The sequence below is a fragment of the Brevibacterium sp. ZH18 genome, assembly GCF_022748595.1.
In the GTDB taxonomy this organism is placed as follows: Bacteria; Actinomycetota; Actinomycetes; order Actinomycetales; family Brevibacteriaceae; genus Brevibacterium.
This window is the reverse complement of the sequence record NZ_JALDSX010000007.1, coordinates 1-14,900: the sequence shown is the minus strand read 5'-3', so window position 1 is coordinate 14,900 and position 14,900 is coordinate 1. Positions and strand designations below refer to the sequence as shown.

Here is a 14,900-nt window from a genome sequence, read left to right as displayed (position 1 = left end):
ACAACGATGACTGCCAATGATCTCGACGCCGGCCAGCGCATGAGCCTCGATGAGCTGCGCGCCGATCAGCTCGCCAACCTCAAGTCGACCGTCACGAAGGTCTACGAGAAGGTGCCGTTCTACCGGAAGGCCTTCGACGACCTCGGTGTGACTCCGGCGGACATCACCAGCCTCGACGACATCGCGAAGCTGCCATTCACGAACAAGCAGGACCTGCGCGACAACTACCCATTCGGGATGTTCGCCGTTCCCCGCGAAGAGGTCGCCCGGGTCCACGCATCCTCGGGCACGACCGGACTGCCGACCGTCGTCGGGTACACGCTGGGCGACCTCGACACCTGGGGCAGTCTCATCGCACGCTCGATCCGCGGCGCAGGCGGCAAGCGCGGCCAGATGATGCACAATGCCTACGGCTACGGGCTGTTCACCGGCGGCCTGGGCGTCCACGGGGCGGAACGCCACGGGTTCACCGTCATCCCGATCTCCGGCGGGCAGACGCAGCGCCAGGTGCAGCTGATCCAGGACTTCAAGCCCGAGATCATCACGGCCACGCCGACCTATCTGCTCACGATCCTCGACGAGTTCCACAAACAGGGCGTCGACCCCACCACGACGAGCCTGCAGACCGCGATCTGCGGTGCCGAGCCGTGGACCGATGAGATGCGCAAGGAGATCGAGAAGTCCTTCAACATCAACGCCGTCGACATCTACGGACTGTCCGAGGTCATGGGCCCCGGCGTGGCCAGCGAATCCGTCGAGACCAAGGACGGTCCGACAATCTGGGAGGACCACTTCTACCCCGAGATCGTCGACCCCTTCACCGGCGAAGTCCTTCCCGACGGCGAGGAGGGCGAACTCGTCTTCACCTCGCTGACGAAGGAAGCGCTGCCGATCATCCGCTACCGCACGCACGATCTGGCGAGCCTGCTGCCCGGGACTGCAAACCCGAACTTCCGCCGGATCTCGCGCATCACCGGCCGCTCCGACGACCTCATCATCATCCGCGGTGTCAACGTCTATCCGGCGAACATCGAGTCCGTGCTCTTCGAGTTCGAGCACCTCAGCCCGCACTTCCAGCTCGTGCTCACCCGCCCCGGCCGCATGGACGAGGTCACCGTCGAGGTCGAGTCCCGCGAAGGTGCCGGCGCTGTCGAGCTCGAGGGGCTGGGCCAGCAGGTCGCCGCACGGATCAAGGAGCGCCTCGGCGTCTCATCGACCGTGTCCGTCATGGCACCGGGCGAGCTGCCCCGCTCGGTGGGCAAGCTCAAGCGCATCATCGACCACCGCGAAGGCATCCGGTGATCGACCTCGTGACGCGGGCTGCGGGCCCCGCACTGCAGGCTGGCTAGACTGGTGCGCATGCCGAAAACGACTTCACCTGCGCCGACACCTGACCTTGAGTCAGGTGCTGATGCTGCCGTGGGCGCACAAACTGGAGCCACCGGCGCCGAGGCGAGCGCTGGGTCCGAGGCAGGCGCTGGGCCCGAGGCGAACGCATCGGACCAGCCCAAGCGCAATCGTCGCGGGCGCCCGGGCTACGACCGGGAGACGCTCATCAACAAGGCCACCGAGGTGTTCGTGGCCCGCGGCTACGACGGAACCTCGATGGACACCGTCGCCCGCGAACTCGGGATCACGAAGTCCGCGATCTACCATCACGTGAAGTCGAAGGAGGAGCTGCTGCACCTGGCGATCAATCGCGGCATCAGCGCCCTGGACTCCGCGGTCGAGGACGAACGCCAACGCACCGGACTCACCGCGCTCGAGCGCCTGCGCGCGGCCGTCCATGCCAGCGTTGTCATCCTCATCGAATACCACCACTCCGTGACCCTGCTGCTGCGGGTCCGCGGAAACTCGGACGTCGAACGCGAAGCTCTCGAGCAGCGCCGCATGATCGACGACAAGATCAGGGTCCTCGTCAAGGAAGCGATCGCCGAGGGCGGTCTGCGCTCGGACTTCACGCCCGGCCTGATCACCCGCCTGCTCTTCGGCATGGTCAACTCCATCACCGAGTGGTATCGCCCGGGCTACCCCGTCGACCCCGAAACCATCGCCGACGCAGTCACTTCGATGGCCTTCAACGGCCTGGAGGCCTAAAGCACCGGGCTTCCGCTCAAGACGATAGGCTCCTGCTCGACGGCTGCCAGCACCCACCCCGAGGTCGCGTCGCCTCTACTCCTTCGCGACGAGCGTGAGCACGTCGTACTTCGCGACCGGCTCGTCCTTCTGGTTGACCACCTCGGCGTCCCAACGGACCTCGCCGTACTCATCGGTCTCACGGGGAGTGATGCGCTTGGCTGTCAGGGTTACCTTGAGCGAATCGCCTGGTGAGACGGGCGTGATGAAGGTCAGTCCTTCGAGGCCGTAGTTCGCGAGGACCGGGCCGGGGTCGGGCTGGACGAAGAGACCCGCGGCGAAGGACACGATCAGGTAGCCGTGAGCCACGCGTCCGGGGAAGAACGGGTTCGCGGCCGCCGCCTCCTCATCGGTGTGGGCGTAGAAGGTGTCTCCGGTGAACTCGGCGAAGTGCGAAATGTCCTCGAGTGTCACCGTCCGCCGTTCGGATTCGAGGGCATCGCCGACGCGCAGATCGGCCAGCGTCTTCGTGAACGGATGCTGTCCTGTCCGACGTTCGGCGCCGGCGACCCATTCGCCGCCGATCGCGGTGAGCATGTCCGGGGAGGCCTGGATCGCGGTGCGCTGCATGAAGTGCTCGATGCCGCGCAGCCCGCCCATCTCCTCGCCGCCGCCGGCACGTCCGGGGCCGCCGTGGATGAGAGTGGGCAGGGGCGAACCGTGCCCGGTCGACTCACCGGCGTCGTCGCGGTCGAGGACGAGGATGCGTCCGTGCCAAGGGGCGACCTGGCGGACGAACTCGGTGGCGAACTCACGGTCATGGGTGACGACCGAGCCGACCAGGGAACCGCGCCCGAGAGCGGCGAGTTCGACCGCCTCGGCGGTGGAGGAATAGGTGATGATCGAGGTCACGGGGCCAAAGGCCTCGACGTCGTGGACGGCGTCGGCCCACGGATCATCGGCCTGGAGGACGGTCGCGGCGACGTAGGCTCCGCCAAGATCACTGGCCAGTCTGTCGGAGGCTTCGCGGCCGCCGGTGAGCAGATGCGCACCGCCGGCGATGATCTCATCGATGGCATCGAGAACGTCGGAGCGCTGTTTGGTCGACACGAGCGGTCCCAGGCGGGTGGACTTCTCGCGGGGGTCACCGACGCCCTGAGTCTCCAGCTTGGCGATGAGGGCCTCGGCAACGGCCTCTTTGTGCTGTTCAGGCACGAACGCACGGCGAATCGCCGTGCACTTCTGGCCCGCCTTGATCGTCATCTCGTCAACGACCCCGGAGACGAAGAGGTCGAATTCCTCGGTGCCGGGAGCGGCATCGGGACCGAGCAGGGAGAAGTTCAGGGAGTCAGCCTCGGCGAAGAAGCGCGTGCCGCGATCGCGCACGCAGTCCAGGCCGCCGAGGTGCTTCGCCGTAGCAGCGGAACCCGTGAAGGCGATCGCATCCTGTTCAGCCAGTTGGTCGAAGAGCGGGGTGACGTCGCCGCTGATGAGCTGGATGGCGCCAGCCGGCAGAAGGCCAGATTCGATCATGTCGGCAACCACCGCGCGGGTCAGGTGGGCGGTGTCGGTAGCAGGTTTGACGACGACGGGGACACCGGCGACGAACATGGGACCGAACTTCTCCAGCATGCCCCAGACGGGGAAGTTGAAGGCGTTGATCTGGACCGCCAGGCCCTGCCTGGAGGTGAGGATATGGCGGCCGACGAAAGTGCCGTTCTTCGACAGACGCTCGACTCCCCCGTCGAGGTGGACCGTGGAGTTGGGCATCTGCCGGCGGGCGACGCCGGAGTAGGTGAAGAGGGTGCCGATGCCGCCTTCGATGTCGACGAAGCCATCGCGCTTCGTGGTGCCGGTGGAAAACGAGATCTCGTGGTAGTGCTTCGCGCGCTCCATCAGGTAGGTGCCGAGCTTCTTCAGGATGACGCCGCGCTGGTGGAAGGTCAGCTTCTGCAGTTCGGTGACACCGGTGGTCCGGGCGTACTCGTCGACGGCGGCGAAGTCGACGTCAGCCGAGGAGACGTAGTGGAGGAGCTGCCCGTTGGTTGCGTCGTGGACCGCCCGAGCGCTGTCCGGGCTCCCACTGGGGGTGTGCCAGTCGCCTGCCACATACGAACTGAGAATCTCGGTCATGTCTGGTCTCCCTGTTCAACGATGTCTCCCGGTGCACGGCGGCCATCTTCGGCACCGCTGCCGATTCCTGACTGCAATACTAACCACTTGGTCGGTTAATGTCATTGATCGAGAGATCGAGTGACAGCAGTCACCATCTGCACTATGCTCGAAACCAATTACTGACCGTTCGGTCACCCGGGCGGAGACAGCGGCGATCACTCAGAGTCGAGGATCACTCAGAGTCGAGGATCACCACAGCCGCAGCGCAGAGCTCAGCACAGCACCACACAACACAGCACAGCACAGCACCAGCGACGGAAAGTTCACCCATGACTTCAGCAACGCCTGCCGCGGCGGCTCCCACTTCGATCACCCGCGAGGAACGCAAAGTTCTGGCCGGGACCCTCGTCGGCACCACCATCGAGTGGTACGACTTCTTCATATACGCTCAGGCTGCGGGACTCATCCTCTCGGTCCAGTATTTCGGTCCTCTCGCCTCCGACAACCCAGCTCTCGCCCAGATCATGGCCTGGGCCTCTCTCGGAATCTCCTTCCTGTTCAGGCCACTGGGCGCGATCATCGCCGGCCACCTCGGCGACCGCATCGGACGCAAGAAGATGCTGGTCCTCACACTCATCCTCATGGGTCTGGCGACTTCGCTCATCGGGCTCCTGCCGAACTATGCGGCCATCGGAATCGGCGCACCCATCCTGTTGACGCTGCTGCGGATCCTGCAGGGCTTCTCCGCGGGCGGAGAATGGGGCGGCGCGGCCCTTCTCTCCGTCGAGCACGCACCCGTGAACAAGCGCGGACTCTTCGGCGCCTACCCGCAGATCGGCGTGCCCGTCGGCATGATCCTCGCGACCGGCGTGATCTGGATCCTCACCACGATCCTCACCCCTGAGCAGTTCGCGAGCTTCGGCTGGAGGATCCCGTTCCTGTTCTCGGTGGTGCTGGTCGTCGTCGGCTATTACATTCGCCGCCAGGTCGAGGAAAGCCCCATCTTCGCGGAGCTCGCCGAACGCCGCGCAGAATCCTCAGCCCCACTGTCGACGCTGTTTCGGAAGAACACGAAGGAAGTCGTCCTCTCGGCACTGATCTTCATCGGCAACAACGCCGTCGGCTACATGATCATCGCGTTCTTCGCCGCCTACGCCTCGCGGCCTATCGAAGAGGGCGGGATGGTCGGCCTCGACCGAGCTCCCGTACTGCTGGCGACCACGCTGGCGAGCTTCGGCTGGCTGATCTTCACGATGTGGGGCGGAGCCCTGTCGGACAAGCTCGGCCGCGTGCGGACCTTCCAGATCGGCTACATCTTCCTCATCCTGTGGCTGGTCCCCACGTTCCTCATGATCGACACCGGCAGCATCTGGATGTACGGCATCGGCATCTTCGTCCTCACCGTCGGCATGGGCCTGTCCTACGGCCCGATGTCCGCGATGTATGCGGAGATGTTCCCAGCCCAGGTCCGCTACTCCGGGGTCTCGATCGGCTACGCATTGGGTGCGATCCTCGGCGGCGCCTTCGCTCCGACCATCGCCGAGACCCTGCTGGCACGCACCGGGTCGTCACTGTCGATCGCGGTCTACATGATCATCGTCTGCGTCATCTCGCTCATCGCCGTCAGCCTGGTTAAGGAGACGAAGGGCGTGTCGCTGGGCATCGCCAAGCACACGAGCTGAGCGGGCAGCCCAAGGGGTCTAGGCTGGAGGAACAGCCGAACCGCAAACCTCAGGAGGCACCAGTGACAGAGTTGTCCTATCCCGATATCGAAGCGGCCGCCGCACGGATCGCCGGACGCGTCCGTCCGGTCACGGTCGCCTCGGCCCAGCCCGGGAATCGCCCAGAGGCACCGACGCCGACGGCCGCCACCTGGAGTGCCCCGCCAGCAGACGACCCCGCAGGTTCGGGCGTCCACTTCGCCCTTGAGTTCATGCAGTACACGGGCACATTCAAGGCCCGCGGAGCGCAGAACTTCATCCAAACCCACCTCACCGAGGGCACCTTCCCCGAGGCGGGTGTGACCATCGCATCCGGCGGCAACGCGGGCTTGGCCTGCGCCTGGGCTGCTCGGGACGCTGGTGTTCCGGCGACCGTGTTCCTGCCGGCCAACGCTCCCGCCGTCAAGGTCGAGCGGCTGCGCAGCTACGGTGCCGATGTGCGTCTGATCGGATCGGAATTCGCCGAGGCGGCCCTGGCCTGCCAGGAATTCGCCGAGTCCTCAGGGGCGTTGGCTTCGCATGCCTACGATCATCCGCTCATCGCCGCCGGTGCCGGGACGATGATGACCGAGATCCTGTCCCAGATCCCCGACCTCGACACGGTTGTCGTCTCCGTCGGCGGAGGCGGGCTGTTCGCCGGCGTGGCAACGGCCGCCACCTTCCATGGGGTGCGCACCGTCGCGGTGGAACCGAGGAACTGTCGAGCGTTGAATGCTGCACTGGAGGCCGGCGAGCCCGTCGACGTTCCGGTCGATTCGGTGGCCGCGGACTCTCTGGGTGCACGTCGGGCGACGCCCCTGGCTGTGGCTGCAGCGCAGAACGACCTGGTCACCTCGGTGCTGGTCGATGACGAGCAGATCATCTCCGCTCGCCGTCATCTGTGGGGCGAACACCGATTGGCCGTCGAGCATGCCGCCGCGACTGCACTGGCGGGGATCCACGGTTCAGCCGGCTCCGGGAGCTATGTGCCGGCACCAGATGAGAAGGTCTGCGTCGTGCTGTGCGGAGCGAACACCAGCCTCGGCGATCTCTGAAGCACTTTCGCTTCACGTGCGCCGACGCAGCGGTTGATGCGTACCGGCGCGCAGAGTCAGTCGCGGGTGCGCTGCTTGTCCTTGGACCGGAAGGCCTGCTTGATGAGGGCGAAGATGACGGCCGCGACGACGACGGCGATGATCGCCTTGACGAGGAACCACGCGATTGAGAACGCGACGTTGACCACCCACCACGCGATGATGATGGCGATGATCGCGCCAACGATGCTCCATACGGTACTCATCTTCATGCTTCAAGACTATGCCGCGTGGTGTGAGTGCGCAATGACGCGGGTCCCGGAATCGAACCGGCCGAAGCGGCCGACCCGCCAGAGCCCGGTCAGGCAGGTCTTCGCCGAGGCGGCTGCGTAGCTGAACGGCTGACAGATTCCCTCAGACCGTCGCCGCCACTTACACCGCTGCTGCCCGCGGACGAATCGCGCGGGCCGAGAAGCGGCCGTCGGCGAAACCGACGTCGATCGGGTGCTCGAAGGCAGCACTGACCTGGTCGGTGGTGAGCACCTCGGCGATCTCACCTGCCGCGGTGAGTCGACCGTGGGAGATCAGCATGGCGTGGGATGTGGACTCCGGGATCTCCTCGAGATGATGGGTCACCAGCAGCGTCGTCAGCTGAGGTGAGGTCACGGACAGCGAATCGATGGTCTCGAGCAGCTGTTCGCGGGCGGCCACGTCGAGGCCGGTGGTCGGCTCGTCGAAGAGGAGGAGCTCCGGATCGGCGATGAGGGATCGGGCAACGAGCGCCCGTCCCCGCTCCCCCTGGGACAGCACCTTCCAACCCGCATCCGCACGGGCGCTCAGCCCCACCTCGGCGATGAGATCGTCGGCCTTCGCGATCTCGTCCGGTGCAGGCTCCCACCGGAGGGGGCGTTCGATCGTGCCGGTCAGGCCGGTGAGGACGACCTCGCGCGCGGACAGATTTGAGCGCAGAGGGTGACGCGGATTGACGTGTCCGATGTGGCGACGCAGGGCCTGGAGTTCGACGCGGCCCATGCGCTGACCAAGGATGTCCACCGTTCCCGAGGTGGGGAAGACCTGCGCCGAGGCGAAGCTGAGGATCGTGGACTTGCCGGCACCGTTCGGTCCGATGAGGACCCAATGCTCGCCCTGTCCGATTGTCAGATTGATGCCGTGGAGGATCTTCGTCTCCCCACGTCGGAAGGTCACATCGTCTAGCTGCAGAACCGTCGTGTCCACCTCGTTCACACTCGCTTTCCTCATCGTGGCCGCCTGCCCCTCGCTCAGGCAGGCCCCTCGGCGAGGGGTCGAGGGCTTTGGGCCGATCCGATTCTAGGCCGCGTCCGCACCGAGGTGGGCGATCCCGGGCAGAAGCATGTTCCACATCCTGGATCGCACGAGTGTGCTCACCAGTCCTCGTCCTCCGGTGCGGAGATCTCGCGACGCAGAATCTTGCCGGTAGGCCCCTTGGGGAGCACGTCTACGATCCAGATGGCGCGCGGATAGGCGTTGCAGCCACCGCGGATGATGAGGTCCTTCTTCCTGTCGACGATGAAGTAGTAGCCGTCCTCGTCCTGCTGGGCCAGGTCGCCAGAGAGCAACCACCCGTCACGGATGCTCTCCTTCGTCGCGTCCTCTCGTTCCCAGTAGGGTTCGGGCTCTGTGTCCAGGTCCCAGTCCCACTCACTCTTGAACAGAGAGCCGAAGGCCGCCGGGATGTGGATCTCATCGGCGGTGTCGGGCGCTCCTGCCTCGATCAGCGCCACGTGAATGTTCGGGTCCTCGGTCAGCCGTGCGGCCATCACACATCCGGCAGAACCTGCTCCTACAACGATGTAGTCGTACATGGTTTCCTCACTATCGCTTGTGCATGTCCTTCGAGTGTGACCTGCGACACATACGCCCAGCTTCGTGGACGGGTCCAGATTTTTCGACACACGATTGTGGCTGGACCACAAGCGGACCTTGCATTCAGCCCTTCGACTCCGTTTCCCAGCAAGGTGCGCTCAAGCGCCGAGCGCTGGCCCATAATGGAGTCATGCACAACCGCGCTGATCCCACTGACGAACACCGCGTGAAGATGCGCGGGAAGATTCTGCGCCGCTCGGCGTCGTTCAATGTCGCCCACGCCGTCGACGACCTCGAGCCGGGCACCGGTGCCCAGAGCATCCAGCGCGCCCTCACCCTGCTCAACCTCGTTGGCCTCATCGCCGGCGAGCGCAGCAGCGGGGCCAGCCTGTCCGAGGTCGCCTCCATCAGCGGCCGCCCCAAGGCCAGCGTCCACCGAATGCTCCAGGCACTCATCGCCATGGGCTACGTGGAACGCTTCGACGAGGGTGGCTACCGCCTCGGCGTGCAGTCCCAGATCTTGGGTCAGCTTGCGCAGAAATCGGTCGACCCCTTGGTCACCGAGTCGGAGTCGAGCCTTCTGCGACTGGCCGAACTCAGCCAGGACACCGCGTTCCTCACCCTACGTACGGGCAGCTATTCGATCTGCGCCCGCCGCGAGGAGGGCTTCGGCAAGATCCTGAACAACGCCCTGTCCGTGGGTGATCGCCACCCGCTGGGCATCGGCGCCGGCAGCCTCGCGATCCTCTCGGAGCTTTCCCCCGCCGAGGTAGATGCGCAGTTCGACGCGAACGCGCAGATCTACGCCGAGCGCTACCCGAAGGTCTCGGTCACACAGCTCCGCGACGTCATCGACCAGGCCCGCATCGACGGATTCGTGCACAACCCCGGCCTCTTCGCCCAGGGGTCATGGGCCGTGGGCGTGCCGCTGAGGATTCGCGGCAGCCGTCCCCGCGCCGCCCTGTCGATCGCGAGCATCGCCGACCGTGTCACCGGCGCCCGCGTCGAACGCCTCGTCGCCCTGCTCCGCCGCGAAGCCAAGGCCATCGCCGAGGCGCAGAGCGACCACGAGGATCCGATCGAGGACTCCGAGCCGGATTTCACCGACGACACCCCGGTCACGGACGAACAGCTCTGAACCGCACAGTCATCGTGGCGGCGCGCACCGCCACCGGCCCGCACCCTCATTTCGCCGAGGCGGCTCCCCGTCCCGCAGCAACCGATTCCAGAATCGTCCCCAACCAGTTCACGGCGGCAGGCACTGCCCCGGACCGTTTCACGAACGACACCCGCCGCTGGCCCAGGTCCTGCTTCGCCGGCCTGAGGACCACGTCGAAGTCCGTGTCGACAGCAGCCTCGGTGGTCAGGGCGCAACCAAGGCCTTCGGCCACGAGCCCGTGGATCATATAGAGGTCGTCACTGCGCATGAGCTCGCGCAGCTCGAAGCCCAGCGCCCCGTAGATCCGGCGCAGCACCCGCACCGAGGCTTCGGATTCGCTGCGGCTGAGCACCCAATCGATCATGCTCATGTCCTCGAAATCGAGGATGTCGTGGGCGGCGAGCTCCCCGTCACGGGCGACCATGACCCGATAGGGCTCCTCGAGGAGAGTGCGCAGCCGCAGGTCAGGTCCGGTGAATTCGGGGAGATCGGGAATGTCGTAGATGATGCCGGCATGGACTTCGCCGGTGTGGAGCATGCGCACCACCTCACTCGGCTCAGCCTCGACGACCTCGACTCGCACGGATGTCCGATGCTGCAGCTCGGCGATGGCGGCTGGCAGCAGACGTGAGCCGAGCGAGGCGAACGATCCGATCCGCAATGACACGACACCGGCATCGCGTTGGGCGGTGACGATCTTCTCTGCGCGGTCGATGCGCTCCAGCACGGGCGCGATCTCCTCCACGAAGGACTCTCCCAGCGGCGTCAGACGGGTCCCGCTGCGCGCTCGTTCGACCAGCCTGACCCGCAGATGCGATTCGAGCGTGCGCAGATGATGGGTCACGGTCGGCACTCCGAAGCCGAGCGCCTCGGCGGCGCGGTTGAGGCTTCCTTCGTCCCGAATGGCCAGCAGGACGCGGAACTGCTGCAGGTTCATCATGATATAGAGACTATGTCAACGTGAACGATTTCTTGCTATATCGTAGATCGATTCGAGTCCCTAACGTGGGACACATGCTCGCCGAAACTCACCTGCACCCAGACACCACGATCGACTCTACACCTGCACTTGCACCTGCACTTGCACTTGCACAGGCACCTGCACCTGCACAGGCGGGCAGCGCCATCGACCCCCGCCAGCACACTGCGCCCTACGCAGATGCCGTGCGCTCCCTGGCAAACGAGGACTGGCTGCGATTGCACGTGCCCGCCCATCAGGGCAGCAGTGACCATGCACCGGGCTTGGGCGGTGTCGTCGGCGAGGACGCCCTGCGCATCGACTTTCCCATGCTCTTCAGCGGCATCGACCAGGACAACTGGCGGATGGTCAACCACTCACGCCAGACTCCGATCGTCCAAGCTCAGCAGCTCGCCGCCGAGGCCTGGGGTGCGTCGCGCGCCTGGTTCATCACGAACGGCGCCTCGGGCGGCAACCACATTGCGACGACCGTCGTGCGTGGGCTCGGCCGCGAATTCGTCCTCCAGCGCAGCGTCCACTCCTCGGTCATCGACGGCATCACCCACGCAGACCTGCGCCCGCACTTCGTCCACGGTCGCGTCGATGCCGGACTCGGCTCCTCCCACGGCGTCACCCCGGATCAGGTCGAGGCCGCCTTGACCGAGCACCCGGACAGCTCTGCCGTCTACCTCGTCTCCCCCAGCTACTTCGGTGCGGTGGCCGATATCGCCGCCATCGCCGAGGTGGCCCACCGCCACGATGTTCCCCTCATCGTCGACGAGGCCTGGGGCTCCCACCTGGGCATGCACTCTCGGCTGCCCGTCAATGCCGTGCGCTGCGGCGCCGACCTCGTCATCTCGAGCACGCACAAGGGCGCCGGCTCACTCACCCAATCCGCGATGGTTCAGCTGGGCCACGGACCGCAGGCCCAGCGCATCGAGACCCTCGTCGATCGGGTAGTCAAGTCCTACCAGTCGACCTCGACGAGTGCCCTGCTGCTGGCCTCCCTCGACGAAGCACGACGTCATCTCGTCACCCACCCCGAAGCCATCGAGGCAGCGCTGAACACCGCCGAGGAGATCCGCACCCGAGTCCAGAACGACGCCCGGTTCCGCGACGCGACCCCTGACATCCTCGACGGCCATGATGCGATCGCCAACGACCCGTTCAAGGTCGTCATCGACACCCGCGGCGCCGGGATCACCGGGTCCGAGGCGCAGTACCAGCTCATCCGCGATCACCGGATCTACTGCGAACTCGCGACCCCCTCGGCGCTGCTGCTGCTCATCGGCGCGACCTCGCCGGTCGACGTCGATCGCTTCTGGACTGCGCTTCAGTCGCTCCCGCAGTCCGAGGTCGAGCCGGAGCGTCCCATCGTGCTGCCCGGCAGCTGCGAGAAGGCCATGGAGATCAGCGATGCGTACTTCGCCCAGACCCGGACGGTTCCCTTCGCCGAGGCGATCGGCCGGGTCTCCGCTGATTCTTTGGCCGCGTACCCGCCCGGAGTTCCGAACGTCCTGCCCGGTGAGGTCCTCAGCGCCGAAGTGGTCTCCTTCCTCCGCATGACCGCCGATGCTCCGTCGGGCTACGTCCGCGGAGCCCAGGACTCGACGATGGACACGTTCCGCATCGTCGCCCACGATTCCGGGTACCGTAATCTGAGGTGACGACAGACTGAGAAGATGTGTCGTCGTCACCGGACGAGCACGCACCCGGCCCACGAGCTGCGACTGAGCGCGGCAGCGACTGAAGCGCGGGAGGAGGAGATGACCATGGCGAACGCGGACGCCGGCACCACCTCGGCGGTCGAACGGGCCTATGGCCACATCCGTCACGGAATCCTCAGCGGCGACCTGCTCAGCGGCACGATGCTCAGCGAATCGGAGCTCGCGGCAAAGCTCGGCGTCAGCCGCACCCCCGTGCGATCGGCTCTGGCTCGACTGCAGGACGAGGGCTGGCTGACGATCTTCCCCAAGCGCGGAGCACTGGTGCGTACGCTCAGTGAGCGCGACATCGATGAGCTCGCCGAGGCGAAGACCATGATCGAGTCGAACTCGGTGCGCCGGACAGCGGACTCGGCCCTGGTCAGGCTTGCGCGCGAGCTCGAATCGCATTTGGACGAGCAGCAGACCGCACTCGAGACGGGTGATGTCGGGACCTTCGTCGAACTCAGCGTCTCGTTTCACCGGTCGTTCGTCACCGCGGCCGGAAACTCAGTGGTCCTCGAGCTCTACGACCGCCTGGCCGACCGGCAGCGGTTCCTGCTCTACAGCTTCGGCGACAGGCTCCTCGAGCGCTCTGCGTCCATCGTCGACGAGCACCGGGAGCTTCTCGCCGCGGTCACCGCGGGCAATGCCGACGAGTTCCGCGATCTGCTCGAGGGTCACCTGACGAACACGTACCACGGAGGTCCGCGAGACTGAGGTCGAACGCCGAACCTGGCGCAGCTGGCGAAGTTGGCGAAGTTGCCATTTGACCGGCGACCTCAGCCGGAAAGTTCGGTCCTCTCAGTCCGACGCTCCGGCGCTGACACGGTCACGGTCGACAACCTCGGCGGGTGACTGCCATGGCCAACGGATCGAGCGGGCAGCGCTTGCGAAGACGATCACCGTGATCACCAGGACGCCGGTGGCCATGAAATTGATGGCCAGGAAGCCCCCGGCGCCGAGCACCGTTCCCGCCATGGCCGCCATCAGCGCGCCGCCGAGGTTCATCGCAGCGTCCGAGGCTCCCTGCAGCGGAACGCGGGCCGGCTTCGGCACCGATGACGACAGCAGCGCGGAGCCCCCGATGAGGAACATCGACCATCCGATGCCCAGGAGCAGCAGGGCCAGACTCAGCAGGACCATGGAATCCTCGGGCCCCACGGCCGCGATCATGCCCAGGGTGATGCTGGCGGCGAAGACGACGATGCCGCCGAGAATCACGGTGGCCGCGCCCCACCGGTCGGCGACCCACCCGAAGAGGGGCGACAGGGCGTACATGCCGGCGATGTGGACGCTGACAACGATGCCGATGATGCGCAGATCGAAGTGCTGATGATCCATGTGCACCGGGGTCATGACCATGACGTTGGTCATCATCATCTGGCCCGCGATGATCGTGATCATGGCCAGCCGCGGCAGTGGGTGGGACAGGGCAAGGCGCAGTGCCGGGCCCAGACGCAGTGTCGGCTCATCGGGTGACGAATCCGTCGGTGACGAATCCGTCGGTGACGAATCGGCCGGTGACGGGTCTGCCCCCGAGGCCTCGAGCTGCTTCGGCGCGTTCACGAACGTTGAGGCGGCAAACATGGCGAGGAGGAACGCCACCATCGAGATGAGGTAGGGGCCGACCAAGGAGTTGAGACCCAACGCCTGACCCAAGTGAGCGCCGGGAGCAGTGAAGCTGGGGCCCAGCACCGAACCGACGGTCGTGGCCCAGACGACCAGTGACATCGCGCGACCGGAGTGGGCCGAGGACGCGAGCTCGGCGGCGGCGTAGCGAGCCTGCAGACCCGAGGCGGTGGCCGAGCCGCACATCATCATCCCCAGCATGAAGATCGGCAGCAGCTGGAGGGTGACTCCGAGGAGGACGACGAGTGCACCCGCCGCACCGATGCTGAAGCCCAAGGTCAGAGCCGTACGTCGACCGCGCTTTCCGGCCAACACGGCAAGCGGATAGGCGATGAGGCCGGCGCCGAGGATGACGCTCATCTGGGCGAAGCCGGCCATCGCCGTCTTGCCCGTAATCTGCTCAGCGAGCAGGCCGCCCACCGCGTAGCCGGAGGCGATCCCGGCTCCAGCGAAGAGCTGGGCGATGATGAGTTTGAGCTGCGATCCCACCCGCGAGTACTTCACTGCCTGAGATTCCCTCTCGTCAGACGACTGTGTCTGGTCGCCCTTCAGTGAGCGCTCCGCATCTAGGATACATGTTGCATCCTAGATGGAACCGCGCGTGGGCGCGCCTCCGCGCCAGCCTGCACGAAACAACATCGAGCGGACCACTTACCGTCGAGCGGACCAGTTATAACC

At 65.8% G+C, this 14,900-nt stretch carries 12 protein-coding genes and 2 pseudogenes; 7 read left to right on the top strand and 7 right to left on the bottom strand.

The window, feature by feature from the left end:
• Positions 1-6 precede the first annotated feature (6 nt).
• Entirely contained in the window at positions 7-1,302 is a 1,296-nt protein-coding gene (paaK, locus tag MPN20_RS04335; protein ID WP_242779895.1) for a phenylacetate--CoA ligase PaaK, read from the top strand.
• A 57-nt stretch (positions 1,303-1,359) separates the two neighbouring features.
• Positions 1,360-2,097, top strand: coding sequence for a TetR/AcrR family transcriptional regulator (locus tag MPN20_RS04330; RefSeq protein WP_242779893.1), 738 nt, complete (start codon positions 1,360-1,362; stop codon positions 2,095-2,097).
• A 75-nt stretch (positions 2,098-2,172) separates the two neighbouring features.
• Here the strand turns inward: MPN20_RS04330 and paaZ are convergent, their stop codons facing one another.
• Positions 2,173-4,209 (bottom strand): phenylacetic acid degradation bifunctional protein PaaZ, encoded by a 2,037-nt coding sequence (paaZ, locus tag MPN20_RS04325; protein ID WP_242779891.1) that lies wholly within the window; start codon positions 4,207-4,209, stop codon positions 2,173-2,175.
• A gap of 311 nt (positions 4,210-4,520) precedes the next feature.
• Here paaZ and MPN20_RS04320 point away from each other — a divergent pair, with 311 nt between their 5' ends.
• Together MPN20_RS04320 and MPN20_RS04315 are read left to right on the top strand one after the other, a co-directional pair.
• Entirely contained in the window at positions 4,521-5,873 is a 1,353-nt protein-coding gene (locus tag MPN20_RS04320; RefSeq protein WP_242779889.1) for an MFS transporter, read from the top strand.
• Between the two features lie 62 nt (positions 5,874-5,935).
• Entirely contained in the window at positions 5,936-6,946 is a 1,011-nt protein-coding gene (locus MPN20_RS04315; protein ID WP_242779887.1) for a threonine/serine dehydratase, read from the top strand.
• A 56-nt stretch (positions 6,947-7,002) separates the two neighbouring features.
• Here the strand turns inward: MPN20_RS04315 and MPN20_RS04310 are convergent, their stop codons facing one another.
• From MPN20_RS04310 to MPN20_RS17470, 4 genes and pseudogenes are all read right to left on the bottom strand, one after another.
• Entirely contained in the window at positions 7,003-7,197 is a 195-nt protein-coding gene (locus tag MPN20_RS04310) for a hypothetical protein (RefSeq protein WP_242779885.1), read from the bottom strand.
• A gap of 160 nt (positions 7,198-7,357) precedes the next feature.
• The gene (locus tag MPN20_RS04305) at positions 7,358-8,170 is read right to left on the bottom strand and encodes an ATP-binding cassette domain-containing protein (protein WP_347566796.1); all 813 of its coding nucleotides are present in this window, start codon (positions 8,168-8,170) and stop codon (positions 7,358-7,360) included.
• Between the two features lie 158 nt (positions 8,171-8,328).
• A pseudogene (locus MPN20_RS17475) lies at positions 8,329-8,571 on the bottom strand (acyl-CoA synthetase); the annotation flags it as partial.
• Between the two features lie 105 nt (positions 8,572-8,676).
• Positions 8,677-8,769, bottom strand: a pseudogene (locus tag MPN20_RS17470) (lycopene cyclase family protein); the annotation flags it as partial.
• Between the two features lie 191 nt (positions 8,770-8,960).
• Between MPN20_RS17470 and MPN20_RS04290 the strand changes: the two are divergent.
• Entirely contained in the window at positions 8,961-9,908 is a 948-nt protein-coding gene (locus tag MPN20_RS04290; RefSeq protein WP_242779883.1) for an IclR family transcriptional regulator, read from the top strand.
• A gap of 46 nt (positions 9,909-9,954) precedes the next feature.
• Here MPN20_RS04290 and MPN20_RS04285 read toward each other — a convergent pair whose 3' ends face one another.
• Positions 9,955-10,869 carry a LysR family transcriptional regulator gene (locus MPN20_RS04285; RefSeq protein WP_242779881.1) on the bottom strand — a complete coding sequence of 305 codons (915 nt, stop codon included), beginning with the start codon at positions 10,867-10,869 and terminating at the stop codon, positions 9,955-9,957.
• Positions 10,870-10,943: 74 nt separating this feature from the next.
• Here MPN20_RS04285 and MPN20_RS04280 point away from each other — a divergent pair, with 74 nt between their 5' ends.
• Both MPN20_RS04280 and MPN20_RS04275 read left to right on the top strand, forming a co-directional pair.
• Positions 10,944-12,554, top strand: coding sequence for an aminotransferase class I/II-fold pyridoxal phosphate-dependent enzyme (locus MPN20_RS04280; RefSeq protein ID WP_242779879.1), 1,611 nt, complete (start codon positions 10,944-10,946; stop codon positions 12,552-12,554).
• A 105-nt stretch (positions 12,555-12,659) separates the two neighbouring features.
• Positions 12,660-13,310: a GntR family transcriptional regulator gene (locus MPN20_RS04275; protein ID WP_242779877.1), complete on the top strand. Its 651-nt coding sequence runs from the start codon at positions 12,660-12,662 to the stop codon at positions 13,308-13,310.
• A gap of 84 nt (positions 13,311-13,394) precedes the next feature.
• Here MPN20_RS04275 and MPN20_RS04270 read toward each other — a convergent pair whose 3' ends face one another.
• Entirely contained in the window at positions 13,395-14,726 is a 1,332-nt protein-coding gene (locus MPN20_RS04270) for an MFS transporter (protein WP_242779875.1), read from the bottom strand.
• Between the last annotated feature and the right edge of the window lie 174 nt (positions 14,727-14,900).

What these genes read in the sequence shown, in the direction of transcription:
- MPN20_RS04290 (WP_242779883.1), top strand. Translation starts at nt 8,961, where the DNA reads ATGCACAACCGCGCTGATCCCACTGACGAACACCGCGTGAAGATGCGC.
- MPN20_RS04275 (WP_242779877.1), top strand. Translation starts at nt 12,660, where the DNA reads ATGGCGAACGCGGACGCCGGCACCACCTCGGCGGTCGAACGGGCCTAT.
- MPN20_RS04285 (WP_242779881.1), bottom strand. Translation starts at nt 10,869, where the DNA reads ATGATGAACCTGCAGCAGTTCCGCGTCCTGCTGGCCATTCGGGACGAA.
- paaZ (WP_242779891.1), bottom strand. Translation starts at nt 4,209, where the DNA reads ATGACCGAGATTCTCAGTTCGTATGTGGCAGGCGACTGGCACACCCCC.
- MPN20_RS04280 (WP_242779879.1), top strand. Translation starts at nt 10,944, where the DNA reads ATGCTCGCCGAAACTCACCTGCACCCAGACACCACGATCGACTCTACA.
- MPN20_RS04330 (WP_242779893.1), top strand. Translation starts at nt 1,360, where the DNA reads ATGCCGAAAACGACTTCACCTGCGCCGACACCTGACCTTGAGTCAGGT.
- MPN20_RS04310 (WP_242779885.1), bottom strand. Translation starts at nt 7,197, where the DNA reads ATGAAGATGAGTACCGTATGGAGCATCGTTGGCGCGATCATCGCCATC.
- MPN20_RS04320 (WP_242779889.1), top strand. Translation starts at nt 4,521, where the DNA reads ATGACTTCAGCAACGCCTGCCGCGGCGGCTCCCACTTCGATCACCCGC.
- paaK (WP_242779895.1), top strand. Translation starts at nt 7, where the DNA reads ATGACTGCCAATGATCTCGACGCCGGCCAGCGCATGAGCCTCGATGAG.